Raw genomic sequence first — 21,396 nt, 5'->3', positions numbered from 1 at the left:
AGGCCACGTTACGACGCGCGCGCGGCGATCCGGTCTCCCACCGTCATCCAGCGACGTCCGCGCACCCGCGCACCGAGGCCGACGGCGCGCGCCGTCATCAGCACGCCGAAGAACGCGACCGTGACCCACGCGAGCCCCGCCGCACCGGCCGGGCCGGCCTGCGTCACGAGCCACAGCGCGGGGAGGAACGGCACCAGGTTCACCACGCCCACGATCGCGAGGTAGCGCGCGTCGCCGGCTCCCATGAGCACGCCGTCGAGCACGTAGACGACGCCCGCGAGCGGCTGTCCGATCGCCATCAGGATCAGCGCGGGCTGGATCAGCGCGGCGAGCTGCGGATCGCCCGTGAAGGCGAGTCCGATCACGCCCGACAGCGCCGCGATCACGAGGCCGAGCGCCAGTCCGAACCACGCGCCCCACGCCAGCGTGCGACGCAGCACGTGGCGCACGGCATCCGGGTCTCCCGCACCGAGGTGCTTGCCGATGAGGGCCTGCGCCGCGATCGCCAGTGCGTCGAGCGCGAAGGCTGCGGTCGACGAGATGGTGAACACCACCTGCCATCCGGCGAGCTCCCGCGTGCCGAGCCCGGTGGCGGCCGCCACCGTCAACAGCAGCGCGAGGCGCAGGCTCACGGTGCGCACGAACAGCCATCCGCCCGCCCGCGCGGAGCCGCGGATCCCGTCGCGGTGCGGCCGCAGCCGGGCGCCGTGACGCCGCGCCCGCCGTCCGACGACCACGGCGTACGCCGCGACCATGCCCCACTGCGCCACGACGGTGCCGGCCGCGGATCCGGCGATGCCCCACCCGAAGCCGTAGATGAACGCGACGTTGAGCACGGCGTTCGCCGCGAAGCCGATGCCGGCGATCCACAGCGGCGTGACCGTGTCCTGCAGGCCGCGCAGCAGGCCCGTCGCGGCGAACACGATCAGCATGGCGGGCAGGCCCCACATCGAGATGCCGAGGTACGTGACCGCCTGCGCCGCCACGTCCGGGCTCGAGCCGAACGCCGCGACGAGCGCCGGCGTCGCGACAAACCCCGCAACGGCGAGCACCGCTCCGATCCCGAGCGCGAGCCACATGCCGTCGATGCCCACGGAGACGGCCCCGCGGGCGTCGCCCGCGCCGAACCGCCGCGCGACGGCCGGCGTGGTCGCGTACGCGAGGAACACCATCAGGCCGACGACCGTCTGCAGCACGGATGACGCGATGCCGAGCCCCGCCAGGGGGGCGACGCCCAGATGGCCGACGAGCGCGGCGTCGACGAGCAGGAACAGCGGCTCGACGACGAGCGAGCCGAGCGCGGGCACCGCGAGCCGCAGGATGTCGCGATTCAGGGCGGCGGGACGGGTCACCGTTCGAGGCTAGTGCGGGGTGGCGACACGGCGCCGCCGCGGGCGGCACGGCATCGGACGACGCTGGGCCCTCAGCGGCTCACGGGGTCGGCGCCCCCCGAGCGCAGCCAGGCGAGGTCCGACGGGGTCGGCGCCGCCTCCCAGTCGCCCTCGGCCGTGCAGGCGAGCGCGCCGCACGCGACGGCCGTGTCGAGCCGCGCGCCCGCGTCCGATCCGCGTGTCAGCTCGTACAGCCAGCCGGCGACGAACGCATCGCCCGCCCCGACCGTGTCGACGACGCTGACACGCACGGCGTCACGGCGCGCGCGCTCGCCGGAGGCCGAGGCGTATGTCGCGCCCCGCTCGCCGAGCTTCACGATCGCATGAGCGGCGCCGAGGCCGAGCAGGGCGTCCAGCTGACGCTCCGGGTCCGTCTCGCCGGTCACCAGGTGCGCCTCGTCGTCGCCGGCGAACACCACGTCGGCCCGGGCGGCGAGCCCTCGATAGGCCTCCGTCGCGGCGGCGGGTCCGCTCCACAGGGACGCGCGATGGTTCACGTCGAACGACACCAGCACGCCGGCGGCCTTCGCGTGGTCGATCGCGGCGTGCACGGCAGCGAGGGGTCCGGCGCCGAGCCCCGCGGAGATGCCGGTGACGTGCAGCACCCGCGCCGCGGCGACCACGTCCGCCGGCACATCCTCCGCCTGGAGGCGGCTGCCCGCCTGGCCCTGCCGGTAGTACGTGATCCGGCTCGTGCCGGGATGCGGCCGCTCCTTCAGCATCAGCGCGGTCGCCGCGCCCCCGTCGACGACCGCGTGGGTCTCGACCGACTCGGCGCGCAGCTCGCGCGCGATCAGCTCGCCGACCGCGTCGGCGCCGATCCTGCCGATCCAGCCGGCCGCGCCGCCCAGACGGGCCACGCCGATCGCGACGTTGCTCTCCGCGCCGCCGAAGCCGAGCCGCATGTCGCGCACCTGCTGAAGCCGGCCCGTGCGCCCGGCCACGAGCAGGCCGAGGCTCTCGCCCAGAGCGAGCACGTCGAGGCGGCGGGCCGGCCCGGTCACGACGACAGCTCCACGGCCTCGCGCGCGGCCGCCGCGACCGCGTCGGCGCCCTCGGCGGCCGCCGAGACGATCCAGCTGCCGCTCGCGGCGAACACCGCCGGGTGGGCGAGGTGCTCGGCGAGGTTCGCGGGGCGGATGCCGCCGGAGGGCATGAAGCGCACGTCCCGGTAGACGTCGGCGTAGGCGCTCAGCACCTGCAGCCCGCCGAACGCGCCGGCCGGGAACAGCTTCAGCCGCGACAGTCCCAGCGCCATCGCCGCCTGCACCTCGGTGGGCGTCAGCACGCCGGGAACGACGGGGAGGCCCGCGTCCTGGACGTATCGGACCACCTCCGCGTTCAGCCCGGGCGTGACGACGAAGGCGGCGCCGAGGTCGATGACCTCTCTTGCCTGATCGACGGTCAGCACGGTGCCGGCGCCGACGAGGAGGTCGCCGCGTGCCGCGAGGCGGGCCAGGGCCGACGTGCCGAGGTCACCCCGCAGCGCCACCTCGACCACGGGCAGCCCGCCCGCGACGAGTCCGTCGCCGATCGCGTCGACGTGCGATGCGTCCGTGATCGACGCCAGCGGCACCACGCGATGCGTGAACAGCGGGTGGCCGAGGTCGGTGGCGGTCATCGGCCCATCCAGCCGCCGTCGACGGGCAGCACCACGCCGGAGACGTAGTCGGCGGCGCGGCTGGCGAGGAACACGGTCGCGCCGCCCAGATCGCTCGCCTCGCCCCAGCGCCCCGCCGGGATCCGCTCGAGGATCGAGCGAGAGCGGTCGGCGTCGTCGCGCAGCGCCTCGGTGTTGTCGGTCGCGATGTACCCGGGGGCGATCGCGTTGACGTTGACGTTCTTCGACGCCCACTCGTTCGCGAGCGCCTTGGTGAGGCCGGCGATGGCCGACTTCGCCGCCGCATAGCCGGGCACGTTGATGCCGCCCTGGAAGCTCAGCAGGCTCGCGGTGAAGATGATCTTGCCGCCGCCGCGACGGATCATTCCGGCGCCGACGAGCTGCGACAGTGCGAACTGGCTGTTGAGGTTGACGTCGATCACCTCGTCCCAGAACTCGGCGGGGTGCTCGGCGGCGGGCGCGCGACGGATGGTGCCGGCGTTGTTGACGAGGATGTCCGCGCGATCCGCGACCGTGCGGCCGAACTCGGCGACGGCCTCGCGGCTGCGGAAGTCGACGGCGTGGCCCTCGAACTGCCGACCCAGCTCCCGCACGCGGCGTCCGATCGCACCGCCGTCGGACTCCTGGCTCGCGGAGGCGCCGATGATGTCGGCGCCGGCCTGCGCCAGGGCCTCGGCCATCGCGAAGCCGATGCCGCGGCGCGCGCCCGTGACGACGGCCGTGCGTCCGGTGAGGTCGAAGAGGTCGGTGGTCATGCTGCTGCTCCTTAGAAGGGCGAGGCGGGAAGAAGGTCGAGCGAGGCGGCTCCGGGCACGCCCGCCTGGTCAGTTCTGGACGTCGATCAGGACCTTGAGCGCCTGAGCGCTCGTCAGCGTCTCGAAGGCGGCGAGGGTGTCCGACAGCGGCACCGTCGCGCTGATCAGCTCGTCCGCTGGCACCGCACCGGCGGCGATCAGCGCGATGGCGCGATCGAAGTCCTCGCGCTCGTACACGCGAGCGCCGAGGAGCTCGAGCTCCCGCCAGAACACGCGGTGCAGGTCGATCGGGACGGGCTTCGGGTGGATGGCGACCATCACGAGACGGCCGCGCGTGCGGGCGTGATTCGTGGCGTCGAGCGCCGTCGCCGCGAGCCCCGCGACCTCGAAGACGACGTCCGCGCCCGCGCCCCCCGTGCGCTCCTGCACGATCGCCGCAAGGTCCTCGGTGAGCGGGTCGACAGCGTGGGCACCGTGCCGGGCGGCGAACGCGCGGCGGTCGGCGTTAGGCTCCGCGAGGATCACGTCGGCGCCGGTCTGCCTGGCCACGAGAGCGATGAGCTGGCCGATCGGGCCGCCGCCGATCACCAGGGCCGTCTCGTTCGCGACGAGGCGCGAGCGGCGCACGTCGTGAGCGGCGACAGCGAGGGGCTCCACGAGCGCGGCGTGCTGCAGCGACACGCCCTCGGGGAGCGGGATGACAAGGCGCGCGGGCACCGTCCAGAGCTCCTGCATCGCGCCCGTCGTCTCGATCCCGACGAAGGCGAGGTTCTGGCAGATGTGCTGGTGCCCCGCCCGGCATGCGGGGCAGTCGCCGCACCAGTCCAGCGGCATCACGGTCACGATGTCGCCGGGCTTCACGCCGTCGACGCCGTCGCCGACGGCCTCCACCGTGCCGCTCATCTCGTGGCCGATCGCCTGCGGCGGCGAGACGCGCTGGTCCATGTGGCCGTGCAGGATGTGCAGATCGGTGCCGCAGATGCCGCAGTAGGCGACCCGGATCTGCACCTGGTCCTCGCGCGGTGGCGAGACCGGGTCCTGACCGATCTCGATCCGTCCTTCGCCCGCGTACTTCGCCGCGCGTCCTCCGCCGGCGTACTCCTGTGCACGCACCTGGTCTCCCCTCTGAGATCGTGCGCCGTGTGATCGGCTCCGAGTTTTGAAACAGGATTCCATTTGAAGTCCCGTGTGGTGAAACTCGGTTCTATGTGGGTAGAGTAGCCGACGATTCAACCGCCGGCGCAAGGGCGCCCGGCGGACTCAACGAGGAGGATTCCCATGCACAAGCGGATTCTTGCCGCATCGGCGGCCGCCGTCCTGGCCCTGTCGCTCGCCGGCTGCGCGTCCGGCGGCGACAGCGGATCGGGCGGGGAGTCGCGCGTGTTCCGCGTCGCGTTCAACCAGAACACCGAGCACCCGCAGGCGCAGGCCATCCTGGAGCTGTCGGACAAGCTCGAGGAGGCGACCGACGGCCGCTACTCGCTGGAGCTCTTCCCCGACGGCACGCTGGGGGCCCAGGAGGCGACCATCGAGCAGGTCCAGTCGGGCACGATCGACTTCGCGCTCGTCGCCGGCTCGCTGCTCGAGAGCTTCAATCCCGACTTCTCGGTCGTGAACCTGCCGTACGTCTACGAGTCGCCCGAGCACCAGATGTCGGTGCTCAACGACCGCGAGATCGTCGGCGACCTGTACGACTCGCTGCTCGAGGACAACATGAAGGTGCTCACGGCGTACCACGGCGGCGTGCGCAACGTGTACACCGACAAGGCCATCGAGACCCCGGCGGACCTCGCCGGCGCCAAGATCCGCGTCATCGGATCCGAGACGAACGTGCGGATGATGGAGCTCATGGGCGGCGTCGGCACGCCGATGGCCCAGGACGAGGTCTACACCGCCATCCAGTCGGGCGTGATCGACGGCGGCGAGAACAACGAGCTGATCTACTCCTCGCTGTCGCACGACGAGATCGCGCCGTTCTACTCGTCCACGCAGCACCTGATGATGCCGGACTACCTCGTGGCCAGCCCCACGGTCTGGGACGGCCTGGACGAGGAGACCCGCGGCATCTTCGAGGAGCTCCTGACCGAGTCGGTCGACACCGAGCTCGCCGCGTTCGACACCGCCGTGTCGGAGGCGAAGGCCGCCTCGGAGGAGGCCGGCGCCACGTTCGTCGAGTCCGACGTCGACGCGTTCCGGGAGGCCGTGCTGCCGCTCCACGAGGAGCTGGTGACCACGCCCGCCACGCAGGAGATCTACGACGCGATCGAGGCCGCGCGCGGCTGATCCGCGCACACACCACCCTGAGGAAGTCCATGACCATCGTCAGACGCTGGCTCGATCGCATCCTGCGAGCCCTCTGCATCCTCCTGTTCGCCGCGCTCGTGCTGCTTGTCGTATGGCAGGTGTTCACGCGCCTCGTGCTCGGTCAGCCGAGCGCGTGGAGCGAGGAGGCCGCGCGGTACACGTTCGTGTGGGCGAGCATGATCGGCATCGCGATCGCCGTGGGCGAGAAGGCCGACGTGGTCATGGACTTCCTGGTGGAGAAGCTGCCCAGGGCGGCCCAGCGGGTGGTCGACATCGTCGCCTACCTGTCGGTGCTCGCCTTCGCCGCCTACGTCATGGTCTACGGCGGCATCAAGCAGGCCGCGCTGGCGTGGCAGCAGACGAATCCCCTGCTGCCGTTCACCCAGGGACAGCTCTACCTCGCGCTGCCCATCTCGGGCGCGCTGCTCATCTTCTATCTGATCCTCCACATCGCCCACGCGCTGTCCCGCGACTACGCGGGTCGTGAGGGCTTCCATGAGGACCCGGAGGCTGCGACCGCATGATCGATCCCGCGCTCATCGGCGCCATCCTCATCGGCGGGCTGATCGTCCTGCTCGCCATCGGCGCACCCGTCTCCATCTCGATCGGCCTGCCGTCCGCGATCTGCCTGCTGCTCGTCGCCGGCTTCGACAACGGCGCCATGACCTCGGTCCAGCAGATGTTCCGCGGCGCGAACTCGTTCGCGCTGCTGGCGATCCCGTTCTTCGTGCTCGCCGGCGTGATCATGAACAACGGCGGCATCGCGGCCCGGCTGATCAACCTCGCCCGCGTGCTGGTCGGTCGCACGCCCGCCCCGCTCATGCAGTCGAACGTGATCGCGAACGCGATCTTCGGCACGGTGTCGGGCTCGGCCGTCGCGACCGCCGCGGCCGTGGGCTCGACCATGAGCCCGATGCTGCGCAAGGAGGGCTACGACCGCTCCATGGCGGCGGCCGCGAACGTGGCCTCCGCGCCCGCGGGCATGCTGATCCCGCCGAGCAACACGCTCATCGTGTACTCGCTCGCCGCGGGAGGTACCTCGGTCGGCGCCCTGTTCATGGCCGGCTACATCCCCGGCATCCTGTGGGCCCTCGTGTGCGCCGCGGTCGTGTGGTTCTACGCCCGGCGCCATCCCGAGCTGAAGGGGCAGCCGTTCCCGGGCTGGGGCGTGTTCTTCTCGACCGTGCTGCAGGCGCTGCCGTCGCTCGGTCTCATCGTGGTCGCGATCGGCGGCATCGTCGCCGGGTTCTTCACGCCCACCGAGGGCTCGGCGATCGCGGTCGTGTACGCCCTCGTGCTGTCATTCCTCTATCGCACGATCCATCCGCGCGATCTCGCCGGCATCCTGTACGACGCCTGCCGCACGAGCGCGATCGTGATCTTCCTGATCGCCGTGTCGTCGATCATGGGCTACGTCATGACCTACGCGCGGCTGCCGCAGCTGATCGCGGACGCGCTGTTCGGCTGGACCGACTCCAAGGTCGTCGTGCTGCTGATCATGATGGTGCTCCTGCTGCTGATCGGCATCCCGCTGGATCCCACGCCCGCGCTGCTGATCTTCGTGCCGATCTTCCTGCCCATCGCAGTCTCGTACGGCATCGATCCCGTGCACTTCGGAATCATGATGGTCTTCAACCTCTCGATCGCCGTGATCTCTCCGCCATCCGCGCCGGTGCTGTTCGTCGGCACGCAGGTCGCGAAGGCGAGGCTCGAGCCCGTGATCGTAAAGATGGTGCCGTTCCTCATCGCGCTGATCGCGATGCTGTTCGTCGTCGTCTTCGTCCCCGACCTGTCGCTGTGGCTGCCGCGCCTGGTCGGACTCGTCAACTGACCCCACCCGTCTTCGAGGAGGACACATGGCATCCCGCATGCGCGGCCCCGTCGCCGCAGAGCAGATCCCCGGCTTCACGCAGCAGGACCTGCGCGATCGCTTCCTGGTCGAGAGCCTGCTGGTCCCCGGCGCCTTCGCCGCGGTGCCGACGCACTACGACCGCGTGGTCGCCGTGGGCGCCGTGCCCACGGCGGAGCCCATCGCGCTCGCGACGATCCCCGAGATCCGCTCGGAGTTCTTCCTCGAGCACCGCGAGATCGGCATCGTCAACGTCGGCGGGGCGGGCACCGTCACCGCCGACGGCACCGAGTTCCGGATGGAACGCGAGGCGGTGCTCTACCTCGGCCGCGGCACGCGGGAGGTGACCTTCGCCTCCGACGACGCCGCGAGCCCGGCGAAGTTCTACGGGTTCTCGGCCCCCGCGCACACGGCGTTCCCGAACACGCTGGCCACGCCCGACGAGGGCACCATCCGCGAGCTCGGCGACCAGCTGACCTCGAACCGGCGCACGCTGCGCCAGGTCATCCACGAGAACGGGATCCGCAGCTGCCAGGTGGTCATGGGCGTCACGCGCCTGCACCCCGGCAACATGTGGAACACGCTGCCCTCGCACACGCACGAGCGCCGCACGGAGTTCTACCTCTACTTCGACGTCGCCGAGGACGCGCGCGTGCTGCACCTCATGGGCGAGCCCACCGAGACGCGGCATATGCTCATGGCGAACGAGCAGCTGGTCATGTCGCCGAGCTGGTCGATTCATTCGGGCGTCGGATCCCAGGCCTACGCGTTCGTGTGGGCCATGGCCGGCGAGAACCAGTCGTTCGACGACATGGATCACGTCCAGATCACCGAGCTGGTGTAGGCGAGCGGGACGCGGGCGGAGGGGTCGATGGATCTGCTGACGGAGAAGCACGCGCCCTCGACGGGCGCGAGCCACAAGACGCTGCGGGTGCTCGAGGCGGCGCTGCTGACGGAGCGCTTCACCGACATCGTCGACGCGGCGGAGCTTCCGAAGTCGACGGTGCACCGCATCCTCGCAACGCTCGTCGAGGAGGGGTTCGTCGCGGGCGACGCGGACGCCGGATACCGTCCCGGCCCGCGGTTCATGACGCTCGCGGGGCGCGCGCTTTCGGGTCTGGACATCTCGCAGCTCGCGCAGCCCGTTGTCGACCGGCTCGTGGCGGAGGTCGACTGCACCGTTCACGTGGGCGTCGTCTCCGGGGACGAGATGGTCTACATCATCCGCACGGACTCCTCGAAGCCGTATCGGATGCGCTCGCGCGTGGGCCTGGCGATCCCCAAGCACTCGACGGGCATGGGCAAGGCCGCGATGGCCTATCTCACCGACGACGAGGTCGCCGCCTACGTCGAGCGCAACGGGCTGCCCGCTCGCACCGACGCGACCATCACCGACCTGGCGTCGCTGCGAGAGGTGCTGGCGGACGTGCGTGCGAAGGGCTACGCGCTCGACCTCGGCGAGAACGAGGCAGGCACGGTCTGCGTCGCCGCGCCCATCCGCGATCACACCGGGCGGGTCACGCACGGGCTGTCGATCTCCTCGATCGCCCTCGAGCACCCGGGACGCTCGATCGAGGAGCTCGCACCGCACGCGATCCGCGCGGCCGACGAGATCTCCCGCCTGCTCGGCGCGTCGCGCTGAGCCGGCCCATCCGCCCGCGATGAGCGCGGCCGCCCGCCGGCGACCCCGATGCCGCCCATAGGGTGGGATGCATGACGGACACCACGGCTGCACCGCTTCGATCCGGGATCGCGCTCGAGGAGCTGAGCGACGAGATCCGGCCGCAGGACGACCTGTACCGCCACGTCAACGGCGCGTGGATCGAGCGGACGGAGATCCCGGGCGACAAGGCGCGATGGGGCTCGTTCCATCTGCTCGCCGAGCAGGCGGAGAAGCACGTGCACGCCATCATCGAGGACTCGCAGCAGGCCGAGCCGGGCACCGACGCCCGCAAGGTGGGCGACGCGTTCGCGAGCTTCATGGACGAGGAGCGGATCGCCCAGCTCGGCACCGCTCCGCTGGAGGGGCCGCTCGCACAGGCCGACGCCGTGACGGACGTGGCGGGCTTCCTGCGCACGGTGGGCGAGCTCGACCGTCAGGGCGTGGCGAACCCGATCGGCGTGTTCGTCGAGCCGGATCCCGGCGACCCCACGCGCTACGTCCCGTTCCTCGTCCAGGCCGGCATCTCCCTGCCCGACGAGAGCTACTACCGTCTGGAGAACTTCGCCGGCACCCGTGCGAGGTTCCGCGAGCACGTCGAGCGGATGCTGCAGCTCGTCGGTGTCGCGGATGCCGCGCAGCAGGCTGAGCGCGTCGTCGCGCTCGAGACCGAGATCGCGTCGCACCACTGGGACAACGTGCGCAGCCGTGACGCGGTCGCGACCTACAACCTGAAGTCGTGGGAGGACATCCAGCAGCTCACGCGGCTCGATCTGACGCCGTGGCTCGAGGGCGTCGCGCCGGGCGACCCCACCGCGTTCGCCGAGGTCGTCGCGTACCAGCCGTCGTTCCTCGAGGGCCTCGGCACGCTGCTGACGCAGGAGCGGATCGACGACTGGAAGGCGTGGCTGCGCTTCAAGATCGTGCGCGCCGCGGCGCCGTATCTGCCCGAGCCGTTCGTGCAGGAGAACTTCGCGTTCAACGGCACCGAGCTCACGGGCGTGCCCGAGATCCGAGAGCGCTGGAAGCGCGGGGTCGCGCTCACGGAGGGCGCACTCGGCGAGGCCGTGGGGCGCGTGTACGTCGAGCGGCACTTCCCGCCCGCCGCCAAGGCGGCGATGGACGAGCTCGTCGCGAACCTGATCGAGGCGTACCGCCAGAGCATCACGACGCTCGAATGGATGGGCGCCGAGACGCGCGAGCGGGCGCTCAAGAAGCTCGACGCGTTCGTGCCGAAGATCGGCTACCCGGTGAAGTGGAAGGACTACTCGGCGCTCGAGATCGACCCGACCGACCTGCTCGGCAACGTCCGACGCGCGAGCGCGTTCGAGCACGACCGCCAGATCGCCAAGGTGGGCAAGCCCATCGACCGCGACGAGTGGTTCATGACGCCCCAGACCGTCAACGCGTACTACAACCCGCTCATGAACGAGATCGTCTTCCCGGCCGCGATCCTGCAGTACCCGTTCTTCGACCCCGAGCGCGACGACGCCGCCAACTACGGAGGCATCGGCGCCGTGATCGGCCACGAGGTGGGCCACGGCTTCGACGACCAGGGCAGCCGCTACGACGCGGACGGCTCGCTCAAGGACTGGTGGACCGAGGCGGACCGCGCCGCGTTCGAGGAGCGCACGAAGGCGCTCATCGCGCAGTACGATGCGCTGACGCCGCTCGGTCTGGACGAGTCGCACAAGGTCAACGGAGCGCTCACGATCGGCGAGAACATCGGGGACCTCGGGGGGCTGGGCATCGCTCTCAAGGCGTACGAGCTGTCGCTCGGAGGTGCGGAGGCGCCCGTCATCGACGGCTACACGGGCGTGCAGCGCCTGCTGCTGTCCTGGGCGCAGGTGTGGCAGCAGAAGGGCCGCGACGCCGAGACCGTCCGCCTGCTGACGATCGACCCGCACTCGCCGAACGAGTTCCGCTGCAACCAGATCGTGCGCAACATCGACGCGTTCTACGACGCGTTCGGCGTGACAGAGGCGGATGCGCTGTGGCTGCCCCCGGAGGAGCGCGTCAGCATCTGGTGACGGCGGGCCGGGCGCGCGCCGCCCGCGTCGCGTCGCTCGCGGCCCTGCCGCGCGCGGGTCAGACGGACAGCAGGCCGCGGATGCCGCGCACCGACACGGCGCGGAAGCCGGCCGACCGCAGGTGCGCGAGGATCTGCGGCTCCCGGCGCGCCAGCAGCAGCCCGCGCCGGATCAGGAACGGCACGGGCTTGCGGTGCTCGCGCACGTCCCGCACGAACCTCAGCACCATGGTCAGCCACCGGGAGCGGTGCACGCAGACGGCATCCGCGAGGATGCCCAGCCGACGCGCATCCGCCGCCACCTCCGCCACGAACACGCCCTCCGCGACGAAGCGCGTGTGCCCGGCCAGCTCCAGCGTGCGGACGCCGACCGGGCCGTTCGCCGCGATGTCGTAGATCGGCACCTCGGCCCGGCCCGTGCGGGCGAGCTGCACGAGCGCGTCGAGAGCGCGGTCGCGGTGCCACGATGCGGGGTGATCCCAGTCGACCTGGCCGCTGCCCAGGCGGGGCAGCGCGGGGTCGTCGCCCGAGCGGTAGAAGTCGTCGAGGCGCAGCAGGGGCAGGCCCGACTGCTCGGCGAGGCGGGACTTGCCGCATCCGCTCGGTCCGCCGATCAGGACGACCTGGGCGAGGGGAGCAGCGGGTTCTGACGGCACGGACAGCCATTCTGCCTGAGCGTGCCTGAGGATCCGTCACGGTTGCGTCTCAGGCGGGCGCTGGCGTCTTGACGAAACGACGACCGAGTGTCTAGATTCATCGAAGCGGTTCGACGCATTCCGGATCCCCAACCGGATGAGCGAACGGACCTGTCGTCCATCACGAGGGAGTGAGATGACCCAGCGCCATATTTCCCGACGAGGAGCGAGCGCGTGACCACGCAGGCGGTGCTCCAGGCCGTCTCCGTGTCCGAGGCCGCCCCCGAGAACACGCCGGACAGCACGCGACGCACCCGCGGCCGCCGCAGGACCGGACGGAAGTCCTTCGGGCTCTTCCTGTGCATCCTGCCGTTCCTGGCGCTGGTGTTCCTGTTCTCCTACTTCCCGCTCTACGGCTGGATCTACTCGCTGTACGACTACAAGCCCGCGCTCGGGCTGGCGGGCAGCGAGTTCGTGGGCCTGCAGTGGTTCGAGCTCATGTTCAGCTCACCCACACAGGTCGCGCAGATCGGCCAGGTGCTCGCGAACACGCTCGCGATGAGCTTCCTCGGCATCGCGACCTCGGTGCTGCCCGTCGCGTTCGCGATCTTCCTGAACGAGGTCAAGGCGCCGTGGTTCCGCAACGCGGTGCAGACGCTCACGACGATGCCCAACTTCATCTCGTGGGTGCTCGTCTACATGATCGCGTTCTCGCTGTTCTCCAGCAGCGGCCTCGTGAACGACGTGCTGATGGACTCGGGGCTGATCACCACGCCCGCCAAGTTCCTCGACTCCGGCGGCGAGAACGTCTGGATCACGATGACGCTGTGGAGCCTGTGGAAGACCCTCGGCTGGGGCGCGATCATCTACCTCGCCGCCATCGCGGGGATCGATCCGGCGCTCTACGAGTCGGCCAAGATCGACGGCGCGGGGCGGTTCCAGATCATGTGGCACATCACCGTGCCGCAGCTCATGCCCACCTACATCGTGCTGCTGATGCTGTCGATCGCGAACCTGCTGAACAACGGCATGGAGCAGTACTACGTGTTCCAGAACGCGTTCAACAAGGAGCACATCGAGGTGCTCGACCTGTACGTCTACAACATCGGCATGACCGGCAACAGCCTGTCGATGGCGACCGCGGTCGGCATGCTCAAGAGCATCATCTCGGTCATCCTCCTGTTCACCGTCAACCTGATCGCCAAGCGCACGCGCGGCGCGTCGATCATCTGAGGGCCGACCGATGACCGTCACCGAGACCGCGACGCTCGTCGCTCCGGGCAGGCAGCACGAGGGCAGGCCGGCAGGCCGCACCGCCGGCGACCTGGCCTTCCGCATCCTGAACTACACGGTGTTCGCCGTGCTGGCGCTGCTGTGCGCCTATCCCTTCTACTACCTGATCATCAACTCGGTCAGCGCGAACGACGTCTCGGCGCTGGGCGACGTGCGGCTGTTCCCCGTCGGCTTCCACCTCGAGAACTACGCCGAGATCTTCCAGCTCCAGGGGCTGACGAACGCAACCGCTGTGACCGTCGGCCGCACCGTGCTGGGCACCGCGGGAACCGTGCTCGTCTCCGCGTTCCTCGGCTTCATGTTCACGCAGGAGCGGATGTGGGGCCGCAGCTTCTGGTACCGCTTCACGATCATCACGATGTACTTCAGCGCGGGCCTGATCCCGGTGTTCATCATCATGCGGGCGCTCGGTCTGACGAACAACTTCTGGGTGTACGTGCTGCCGTTCCTCGTGCAGCCGTTCAACATCATCCTGGTCAAGACGTACGTCGAGGCGATGCCGCGCTCGCTGCAGGAGGCGGCCGAGGTCGACGGCGCCAACATCGTGCAGATCTTCTTCCGGATCTACCTGCAGAACATGACGCCGATCCTCGCGACGGTCGCGATCTTCTCGGCCGTCATGCAGTGGAACATGTTCCAGGACACGCTGATCTACATCACGGATCAGAGTCTCTACACGCTGCAGTACCAGCTGTACATGTTCCTCAATCAGGCGTCATCGCTCGCACAAGCCGCGCAGAACGCCGGCGGCAACCTCGGATCCATCGCGGCCGCCGCGACGCAGCAGACGGCGACGTCGATCCGCATGACCATCTCGGTGATCGTGGTGCTGCCGATCATCTTCATCTACCCCCTGTTCCAGCGATTCTTCGTCAAGGGCATCATGCTCGGCGCCGTCAAAGGCTGACGGCCGGGCTCGAACGAAAGGAAGGCAATGAAGCTGAGGAGACTGACGGCCGCGGCCGTCGCAGGGTCGCTCGCGGCCCTGTCGCTCGCGGGCTGCTCGCTCGTGACGGGCGAGCAGGCGCCCCAGGAGTCGGAGGGGTCGAGCTCGGCCGCCTTCCCCGAGAGCTGGGACGAGACGATCACGCTCGACGTGTTCGACGGCCTCGCGAACTACATGGGCATCCAGAGCGGCTGGTTCGGCAAGCTCGTCAAGGACAAGTTCAACATGGAGCTGAACATCATCGCCCCCAACGTGGCGGGCGGCGGCGACACGCTCTACAACACGCGCGTCTCGGCGGGCGAGCTCGGCGATCTGATCATCACGGACAAGGGCGAGAAGCTGGACGAGCTCGTCGCCGGCGGTCTCGTGCTCGACGCCTCCTCGTACTACGACCGGATGGAGAACGCCTCGCGGTTCGACCCGGCCGTCGAGAAGCTCAACGAGGGCAAGGACGGCGTCTTCGCCTTCCCGACGCAGGTGTCGTCGATCAAGCCCACCGAGCCGTCGGAGGGCCTCGAGCCGACCTTCGGCCCGTACGTGCGCTGGGACTACTACGCCGAGCTGGGCTACCCCGAGGTCGACACGCTCGAGGACCTGCTGCCCGTGCTGAAGGACATGCAGGAGGCGCACCCGACCGCGGACAACGGTCAGCCCGTCTACGGCCTGTCGCTGTTCAAGGACTGGGACGGCAACTTCATGAACAACGCCAAGCAGCCCGCGACGTACTACGGCTTCGACGAGATGGGCTTCGTCCTCGCCCACGCGGACGGCTCTGAGTTCCAGAGCATCCTCGACGAGGACTCGGCCTACGTCCGCTCCCTGCGGTTCTTCCAGCAGGCGAACGAGATGGGCCTCGTCGACCCCGAGTCGACAACGCAGAACTACGACACCATGTTCACGAAGTACCAGAACGGGCAGGTGCTGTACTCGTTCTGGCCGTGGCTGGGACAGTCGGCCTTCAACACCCCCGAGAACACCGCCGAGGGCAAGGCGTTCGGCATGGTGAACATGAAGGACCAGAAGATCTTCTCGTACGGCGCCGAGGTGTACGGCGGCAAGCAGATCCTCGCGATCGGCTCGAAGGCCGAGGACCCCGAGCGCGTCGCGGCCTTCATCGACTGGCTCTACTCGCCCGAGGGCGCATACGCCAACGGCGCGCAGACGGGCGCCGCGGCCGGACCGCAGGGCCTGAACTGGGAGCTCAACGCCGACGGCGAGCCCGAGCTGACGGAGTTCGGCATGGAGGCGCTGCTCAGCGGCGAGAACGCGGTTCCCGAGGAGTGGGGCGGCGGCACCTACCGCGACGGCGTCTCGGCGCTGAACGTGCCGGTCGTGCTGCCGGCGGACGTCGACCCGGACACGGGCTTCCCGTACAACTACACGTTCTGGCCGTCGTTCCAGGAGACGCAGCAGAACGAGTTCACGCGGGACTGGTCGGAGCACATGGGCGCCACGTCGACCATGGAGTTCCTGAAGGAGAACGACCAGCTCGCGGTCGGTGCGGGTGCCGGCTACACGCAGCCCGCCGACTCGTCCGAGATCGAGACGCTGCGCAACCAGGTCAAGGCGAAGATCGTCGAGTACTCGTGGAAGATGTCGTTCGCGAGCGACGAGGCCGAGTTCGACGCGCTGCTGTCGGAGCTGCAGGAGACCGCGGAGGGCCTCGGCTACGACAAGGTCTACGAGTTCGATCTGCAGAAGGCGCAGGAGCAGGACGCCGCGCGCAAGGCGGTGGCCGCAGAGTTCGGGTGATGAGGGAGTAGGAAGCGGAGCCCTGCCGAGGTCGATGACCCGGCAGGGCTCCGCCGTGTCCGGCACCCCTCGGTCGAGCGAGCGAAACGCGTCGACACCCGGCGAGCGGGGGAGCTGCGCTGGGTCGCCCGGCGAGCAGGGGAGTGTGGCCCCGGCGGAGCGATCGATCGCGCTCAGGCGCTGTTCGACCGATCAGTACCGGGCGAACACGCCTCGGAAGAGGAACGCCGCGCCGTAGGCCGCGAGCGAGCAGCCGATCGTGAGCAGGATGAAGGTGAACGGCGGGAAGATGATCGCGACGCTGACCGCGGTCGCCGGGATGACGACCAGCAGCATCGTGCGCAGGGGCTCGGCGCCCGGCAGCCGCAGCGCATTCGCGATCGTGGTTCCGGTCGAGACGCGGTAGCGGGCCACGAGCGCCATTCCGTAGAGGAAAGACGCGAAGAGGTACACGGCGCCGAGGAAGGACAGGATCGCGGCGCCGGCCCCGACGGCCGATGCGCTCACGAACCAGAAGACGCCGCTGAAGGCGAGCGCGACGGCGGGCAGCAGGGTCGCTGCAGCGACGAGCGTGGCGCGCAGCGCGTTCGGCAGCAGCGCACGGTAGAAGTCCCGCAGAGGGCGGTCCTGCTCGTCGTCCGAGTAGCGCATCGTCACCTCGAACAGGGCGCTCGTGGCCATCCCGATCGTGACGACGGGCAGGCAGAGCACGAGGTACGAGACGTTCAGCAGCACGAACGTCAGGAAGCCCGTGACGCCCCCGACGATGCGGCCATCCGGGTCCAGGTTCATGCGGTGTGCGTCGAGAGCGTCGGCGGGATCAGGCGCACGCCGGGCGGTCGCGCTCCCGCGATCATGTCGGTGATCGCGTCGGCAGCGGCCGCGCCCATAGCGACCGCCGGGACCGCGATGCTGTCGGTGAGCGAGGGGACAGCGCGCGCCACGTTCTCGGGGCACAGCGCGACGACGGCGGGGGCGCCGGCCGCGTGGACCTCGTGCTCGGTGAGGCGCGCGACGAGGTGCGGCAGCGCGGCCTCGTTGTGGATGAAGAATCCCGTGATCGACGGATCCTCCGCGCGGATCGCGTCGATCGCGGCGACCGCGTCGGCGCCGGCGGGGCACGGGTGCACCGACCCGGCGACGCCCGCGTCATCGCAGGCCGCGACGAAGCCGCGAGCGAGGCGGTCGGCATAGGACGTGTGTCGGGTCATGACCTCCTCGGGCGACCCGATCAGGGCGATGCGGCGGTGGCCGAGCTGTACGAGGCGGTCGACGGCCATCCATCCGGCGCCCTCGAAGTCGAAGTCGACGCACGGCACGTTGCGGCGTCCCGACGGCAGGCCGATCATCACGGCCGGCACGTCGAGACGGGCGAGGGCCGCGATGCGCGGGTCGTCCGACTCGATGTCCATCACGAGCAGCGCATCGACCATCGAGCCCTTCGCCGCACGCTCGAGGCTCTGCGCGTCGTCGCCCGTGAGCAGCAGGATGTCGTATCCGCGCGAGCGCATCTGCGTCACCACGCCCGTGACGATCTCCATCACGACATGCACGTCGACGCCGGGGCGCAGCGGCGCCTGCAGGCCGATCACGTTCGTCGAGCGCGACGCGAGCGAGCGGGCGCCCGCATGGGGCCGGAATCCGAGGGCGTCGATCGCCGCTTCGACCCGCGCGCGCGTGGCGGGCGAGATCGTCCGCTTGCCGCTCATCGCGTACGACACCGTCGAGATCGAAACGCCCGCCTTCTCGGCGACGTCGGCGATCGTGACCATCGTCATCCTTCCGCACCCGACTCGTTGCGCCCGGCTCGTTGCTTCATGCGCCCGTCGTCGTCGACGGAAGCGGGCCCGCGGCGATGCCCACAGGAGGCTCTTGGACATCGCTCTCAACCTATTATAAGGTCTCGCTGTTGAAGCGCTTCGAAAGTTGACGATGGAGTCGAACACGTGATCACCGGCGCCCGCGCACCGCGGACGACAGAGCTCGCCCAGGGCGACGCGTTCGCGCGCCTGTGCGCCGACCGCGGACTGCTGTTCGGCGGCGACTACAACCCCGAGCAGTGGCCGCGAGAGGTCTGGCAGGAGGACGTCGCGCTGATGGAGCGTGCCGGCGTGACGTTCGTCACGGTCGGCGTGTTCAGCTGGTCGACCCTCGAGCCGGAGCCCGGCGCGCGCGAGTGGGCGTGGCTCGACGAGGTGCTGGACCTGCTGCACGGGCACGGCATCGCGGTCGACCTCGCGACGCCGACCGCGTCCCCGCCGCCGTGGCTCGGCATCCTGCACCCCGAGACCCTGCCGGTCGATCGCGACGGCGTGCGCCTGGCGGCCGGATCGCGCAACCAGTTCGCGCCGTCCGCGCGCGCGTACCGGGACGCGGCCCTGCGCATCGCGACCGACCTCGCGGAGCGGTACGCCGCGCATCCCGCCGTGCGGATGTGGCACGTCGGCAACGAGTTCGGTCAGGTCGACTACGGCGACGAGGCGGCGCGCGCGTTCCGCGCGTGGCTGCGGGAGAAGTACGGATCCATCGCGGCGCTCAACGAGGCCTGGGATACGCGCGTGTGGTCGCAGGGCTACCGCGACTTCGACGACATCGTGCCGCCGCGGCGCGCCCCGTACCTGCTGAACCCCGCGCAGACCCTCGATTTCCACCGCTTCACATCCGACGAGCTGCGGGAGTGCTTCCGCGAGCAGCGCGACGCGATCCGGCGGGCCGGGGCCACGCAGCCCATCACCACCAACCTGATGGGCTTCTTCCCGCTCGTGGACGGCTGGTCGTGGGCGGGCGACCTGGATGTGATCGCGGACGACCAGTACCCGGATCCCGCAGTGCCGGACTCCCCGCAGAAGGTCGCGCTCGTGCAGGATCTCGCGCGCTCCCTGGGCCAGGGACGTCCGTGGCTGCTCATGGAGCAGGCGGCGAGCGCCGTGTCCTGGCGGCCGCACAACCTGCCGAAGTCGCCCGCTCGGATGCGGCTGGACTCGCTGCAGGCGATCGCGCGCGGCGCGGACGGGGTCTGCTTCTTCCAGTGGCGCCAGGCACGCGCGGGTGCCGAGCGGTTCCACTCGGCGATGCTGCCGCACGCGGGCGCCGACACGGACGCCTTCCGCGGCGTCGAGCGGCTGGGTGCGGACCTCGCGCGGCTGCGTCCTGTCGTCGGCAGCCGCGTGGACGCGCGCGTCGCGATCCTGTTCGACTGGCAGGGCTGGTGGGCCGGGTCCGAGCCCGCGCGCCCCACGATGCGCCACGACACGATCGAGCAGCTCGAGCGCTGGCACGGCGCGCTGTGGCGCCGCGGCATCGCGACCGACATCGTGCCTCCGGGGGCCGACCTCAGCCGGTACGAGGTCGTGCTCGTGTCGCACAGCTACGTGATCGAGGACGACGCCGCCGACCGGCTGCGGCGCGCGGCCGCGGCCGGCGCGCGCCTCGTGATCGGGCCGTTCAGCGGCGTCGCCGACGCGCACGGCGCCATCCTGACCGGGCGCTCGCCCGTTCCGCTGCGCGACCTGATCGGCGCCAGCGGGGAGGAGTGGGTCGGGCTGCCGGACGACGGCGTGGCGCTGTCCTTCCGGCCGGGCGAGCCGGTCCCGACGACCGCGAGGGCTTCGATCCTCGCCGAGCGGCTGCGGACGGACGGCGCCGAGGTGCTCGCGACGTTCGCCGAGGGCGAGCTCGCCGGCCGCCCCGCCGTCACGAGGAACGACCGTGTCTGGTACCTCGCGGCCGTGGTGTCGGAGGACGTGCTCGCCGCGGTGCTCGACGCCGCCCTCGCGGGCGTGAGCGGCGCGGTGCCGGATCCGCCGCAGGGCCTGGAGGCGGTGCGGCGCGGGGACGCGCTGTTCCTCCTGAACCACGGCGACGCGGCGGCCGACATCGAGGTTCCCTCGGGGTCCGAGGACCTGCTGACGGGACAGAGGACAAGCCGGCGCGCGACGGTCGCGCCGGGCGAGGCGATGGTGCTGATCGAAAGGCGCACGACGTGAAGTTCACCGATGGGTACTGGCTGACGAGGCCGGGGATCACGCCGCTGTACGCGGTCGACGTCGACGACATCCGGGTCGACGAGGCGGCGGGCACGATGACGGTCTACGCGCCGACCGCGCACATCCGGCACCGCGGCGACACCCTGAACCGCCCCATGCTGACGCTGGCGTTCTCGGCGCCCCGCGAGGGCGTCATCCGGGTGCGGGTGCAGCGCCACGCCGGAGCCGTGCACCGCGGCCCCGATTTCGCGACCTTCGCGGAGGAGTCCTTCCGCCCGGGGATCGCGGTCGACGACGAGGCGGGTGTGCTGACGGCTGGCGACCTGCGCGTGCGCGTCGAGCGTGGCGGGGCGTGGCGGTTCGCGTTCGAGCACGTCGACGCCGGGGGCGCCAGCACCGTCCTCACCACGTCGCTGCCGCGGTCCGTCGGTCACATGACGGGTTCCTCATCCACGGGCTCTGACCGATCCGGATCCGCGAGGGACGGCGGCGCGCCGCAGACCTGGGTGCATCAGCAGCTCTCGATCGAGCCCGGCGAGCGGGTCTACGGTCTCGGCGAGCGGTTCGGCGCGTTCGTGAAGAACGGCCAGGTCGTGGAGTCGTGGAACGCGGACGGCGGCACGTCGAGCGAGCAGGCGTACAAGAGCGTGCCGTTCTACCTGACGAGCCGCGGCTACGGCGTGTTCGTCGACGACCCCTCCAACGTGTCGTTCGAGGTCGGCTCCGAGGTCAACTCGCGCGTGCAGTTCTCGACCGAGGGCGAGACGCTCGACTACTACGTGATCGCGGGCCCGACCCCGAAGGACGTGCTGCGCCGCTACACCGCGCTCACGGGGCGCCCGGCGCGGGTGCCGGCGTGGTCGTTCGGGCTGTGGCTCACGACGTCGTTCACCGCGAGCTACGACGAGGCGACCGTCAACGAGTTCGTCGACGGCATGGCTGAGCGCGACATCCCGCTGAGCGTGTTCCACTTCGACTGCTTCTGGATGCGCGAGTACCAGTGGACCGACTTCACGTGGGACGACCGCGCGTTCCCCGATCCTGCGGGCCAGCTCTCGCGGCTGCACGAGCGCGGTCTGCACGTGTCGGCATGGATCAACCCGTACATCGCGCAGCGCTCGGCGCTGTTCGCCGAGGCTGCCGAGAAGGGCTATCTGCTCAAGCGCACGGACGGC

General features: G+C 70.4%; 19 protein-coding genes. 11 read left to right on the top strand and 8 right to left on the bottom strand.

The window, feature by feature from the left end:
• Positions 1-8 precede the first annotated feature (8 nt).
• From RIF89_RS02030 to RIF89_RS02010, 5 genes are all read right to left on the bottom strand, one after another.
• On the bottom strand, positions 9-1,352 hold the full coding sequence (locus RIF89_RS02030) for an MATE family efflux transporter (protein WP_309067496.1): 1,344 nt from the start codon (positions 1,350-1,352) through the stop codon (positions 9-11).
• Positions 1,353-1,423: 71 nt separating this feature from the next.
• Entirely contained in the window at positions 1,424-2,395 is a 972-nt protein-coding gene (locus RIF89_RS02025; RefSeq protein ID WP_309067495.1) for a sugar kinase, read from the bottom strand.
• Positions 2,392-3,012 (bottom strand): bifunctional 4-hydroxy-2-oxoglutarate aldolase/2-dehydro-3-deoxy-phosphogluconate aldolase, encoded by a 621-nt coding sequence (gene eda, locus RIF89_RS02020; protein ID WP_309067494.1) that lies wholly within the window; start codon positions 3,010-3,012, stop codon positions 2,392-2,394. Before eda ends, RIF89_RS02025 begins: the two co-directional genes overlap by 4 nt.
• Complete coding sequence (locus tag RIF89_RS02015) at positions 3,009-3,767, bottom strand: SDR family oxidoreductase (RefSeq protein WP_309067493.1); 759 nt, start codon at positions 3,765-3,767, stop codon at positions 3,009-3,011. The genes eda and RIF89_RS02015 overlap by 4 nt, the downstream gene beginning before the upstream one ends.
• Before the next feature lie 69 nt (positions 3,768-3,836).
• A complete protein-coding gene (locus RIF89_RS02010; protein ID WP_309067492.1) occupies positions 3,837-4,880 on the bottom strand; it encodes an alcohol dehydrogenase catalytic domain-containing protein in 1,044 nt (347 codons plus the stop codon).
• A 165-nt stretch (positions 4,881-5,045) separates the two neighbouring features.
• On the opposite strand from RIF89_RS02010, the gene RIF89_RS02005 reads away from it, so the two are divergent.
• The 6 genes from RIF89_RS02005 to RIF89_RS01980 all read left to right on the top strand — a co-directional run bounded on the left by RIF89_RS02005 (position 5,046) and on the right by RIF89_RS01980 (position 11,610).
• Positions 5,046-6,050, top strand: a complete 1,005-nt coding sequence (locus tag RIF89_RS02005; RefSeq protein ID WP_309067491.1) for a TRAP transporter substrate-binding protein — start codon at positions 5,046-5,048, stop codon at positions 6,048-6,050.
• Positions 6,051-6,079: 29 nt separating this feature from the next.
• Entirely contained in the window at positions 6,080-6,595 is a 516-nt protein-coding gene (locus tag RIF89_RS02000) for a TRAP transporter small permease (RefSeq protein WP_309067490.1), read from the top strand.
• Positions 6,592-7,902 carry a TRAP transporter large permease gene (locus tag RIF89_RS01995; RefSeq protein WP_309067489.1) on the top strand — a complete coding sequence of 437 codons (1,311 nt, stop codon included), beginning with the start codon at positions 6,592-6,594 and terminating at the stop codon, positions 7,900-7,902. Before RIF89_RS02000 ends, RIF89_RS01995 begins: the two co-directional genes overlap by 4 nt.
• A gap of 25 nt (positions 7,903-7,927) precedes the next feature.
• Positions 7,928-8,764 (top strand): 5-dehydro-4-deoxy-D-glucuronate isomerase, encoded by an 837-nt coding sequence (gene kduI, locus RIF89_RS01990; RefSeq protein WP_309067488.1) that lies wholly within the window; start codon positions 7,928-7,930, stop codon positions 8,762-8,764.
• A 27-nt stretch (positions 8,765-8,791) separates the two neighbouring features.
• A complete protein-coding gene (locus RIF89_RS01985; protein ID WP_309067487.1) occupies positions 8,792-9,562 on the top strand; it encodes an IclR family transcriptional regulator in 771 nt (256 codons plus the stop codon).
• Between the two features lie 71 nt (positions 9,563-9,633).
• Entirely contained in the window at positions 9,634-11,610 is a 1,977-nt protein-coding gene (locus tag RIF89_RS01980) for a M13-type metalloendopeptidase (RefSeq protein WP_309067486.1), read from the top strand.
• A gap of 58 nt (positions 11,611-11,668) precedes the next feature.
• On the opposite strand, the gene RIF89_RS01975 is transcribed toward RIF89_RS01980, so the two are convergent.
• Complete coding sequence (locus tag RIF89_RS01975; RefSeq protein ID WP_309067485.1) at positions 11,669-12,265, bottom strand: ATP-binding protein; 597 nt, start codon at positions 12,263-12,265, stop codon at positions 11,669-11,671.
• Between the two features lie 213 nt (positions 12,266-12,478).
• Here RIF89_RS01975 and RIF89_RS01970 point away from each other — a divergent pair, with 213 nt between their 5' ends.
• From RIF89_RS01970 to RIF89_RS01960, 3 genes are read left to right on the top strand one after another with little or no spacing between them, the layout of a single operon-like run.
• Positions 12,479-13,477 carry an ABC transporter permease subunit gene (locus RIF89_RS01970; protein WP_309067484.1) on the top strand — a complete coding sequence of 333 codons (999 nt, stop codon included), beginning with the start codon at positions 12,479-12,481 and terminating at the stop codon, positions 13,475-13,477.
• Positions 13,478-13,487: 10 nt separating this feature from the next.
• The gene (locus RIF89_RS01965; protein WP_309067483.1) at positions 13,488-14,444 is read left to right on the top strand and encodes a carbohydrate ABC transporter permease; all 957 of its coding nucleotides are present in this window, start codon (positions 13,488-13,490) and stop codon (positions 14,442-14,444) included.
• Between the two features lie 27 nt (positions 14,445-14,471).
• Positions 14,472-16,235, top strand: coding sequence for an extracellular solute-binding protein (locus tag RIF89_RS01960; RefSeq protein WP_309067482.1), 1,764 nt, complete (start codon positions 14,472-14,474; stop codon positions 16,233-16,235).
• 192 nt (positions 16,236-16,427) lie between these two features.
• On the opposite strand, the gene RIF89_RS01955 is transcribed toward RIF89_RS01960, so the two are convergent.
• Together RIF89_RS01955 and RIF89_RS01950 are read right to left on the bottom strand one after the other, a co-directional pair.
• The gene (locus tag RIF89_RS01955; RefSeq protein WP_309067481.1) at positions 16,428-17,027 is read right to left on the bottom strand and encodes a DUF624 domain-containing protein; all 600 of its coding nucleotides are present in this window, start codon (positions 17,025-17,027) and stop codon (positions 16,428-16,430) included.
• On the bottom strand, positions 17,024-18,007 hold the full coding sequence (locus RIF89_RS01950) for a LacI family DNA-binding transcriptional regulator (RefSeq protein WP_309067480.1): 984 nt from the start codon (positions 18,005-18,007) through the stop codon (positions 17,024-17,026). Before RIF89_RS01950 ends, RIF89_RS01955 begins: the two co-directional genes overlap by 4 nt.
• Positions 18,008-18,184: 177 nt before the next feature.
• Here RIF89_RS01950 and RIF89_RS01945 point away from each other — a divergent pair, with 177 nt between their 5' ends.
• Together RIF89_RS01945 and RIF89_RS01940 are read left to right on the top strand one after the other, a co-directional pair.
• The gene (locus tag RIF89_RS01945) at positions 18,185-20,221 is read left to right on the top strand and encodes a beta-galactosidase (RefSeq protein ID WP_375294418.1); all 2,037 of its coding nucleotides are present in this window, start codon (positions 18,185-18,187) and stop codon (positions 20,219-20,221) included.
• Positions 20,218-21,396 (top strand): TIM-barrel domain-containing protein (locus RIF89_RS01940; protein WP_309067478.1); only part of this gene is annotated, 1,179 nt, incomplete at its 3' end. The genes RIF89_RS01945 and RIF89_RS01940, both read left to right, overlap by 4 nt.

It is taken from the genome of Microbacterium sp. (genome assembly GCF_031178525.1).
Taxonomy (GTDB): domain Bacteria; phylum Actinomycetota; class Actinomycetes; order Actinomycetales; family Microbacteriaceae; genus Microbacterium.
Note: the sequence above shows the minus strand (reverse complement) of the source record. Positions and strands in the feature narration are given on the sequence as shown.

What these genes read in the sequence shown, in the direction of transcription:
- RIF89_RS01980 (WP_309067486.1), top strand. Translation starts at nt 9,634, where the DNA reads ATGACGGACACCACGGCTGCACCGCTTCGATCCGGGATCGCGCTCGAG.
- RIF89_RS02005 (WP_309067491.1), top strand. Translation starts at nt 5,046, where the DNA reads ATGCACAAGCGGATTCTTGCCGCATCGGCGGCCGCCGTCCTGGCCCTG.
- eda (WP_309067494.1), bottom strand. Translation starts at nt 3,012, where the DNA reads ATGACCGCCACCGACCTCGGCCACCCGCTGTTCACGCATCGCGTGGTG.
- RIF89_RS02015 (WP_309067493.1), bottom strand. Translation starts at nt 3,767, where the DNA reads ATGACCACCGACCTCTTCGACCTCACCGGACGCACGGCCGTCGTCACG.
- kduI (WP_309067488.1), top strand. Translation starts at nt 7,928, where the DNA reads ATGGCATCCCGCATGCGCGGCCCCGTCGCCGCAGAGCAGATCCCCGGC.
- RIF89_RS01960 (WP_309067482.1), top strand. Translation starts at nt 14,472, where the DNA reads ATGAAGCTGAGGAGACTGACGGCCGCGGCCGTCGCAGGGTCGCTCGCG.
- RIF89_RS01950 (WP_309067480.1), bottom strand. Translation starts at nt 18,007, where the DNA reads ATGGTCACGATCGCCGACGTCGCCGAGAAGGCGGGCGTTTCGATCTCG.
- RIF89_RS02000 (WP_309067490.1), top strand. Translation starts at nt 6,080, where the DNA reads ATGACCATCGTCAGACGCTGGCTCGATCGCATCCTGCGAGCCCTCTGC.
- RIF89_RS01995 (WP_309067489.1), top strand. Translation starts at nt 6,592, where the DNA reads ATGATCGATCCCGCGCTCATCGGCGCCATCCTCATCGGCGGGCTGATC.
- RIF89_RS01985 (WP_309067487.1), top strand. Translation starts at nt 8,792, where the DNA reads ATGGATCTGCTGACGGAGAAGCACGCGCCCTCGACGGGCGCGAGCCAC.
- RIF89_RS01955 (WP_309067481.1), bottom strand. Translation starts at nt 17,027, where the DNA reads ATGAACCTGGACCCGGATGGCCGCATCGTCGGGGGCGTCACGGGCTTC.
- RIF89_RS01965 (WP_309067483.1), top strand. Translation starts at nt 13,488, where the DNA reads ATGACCGTCACCGAGACCGCGACGCTCGTCGCTCCGGGCAGGCAGCAC.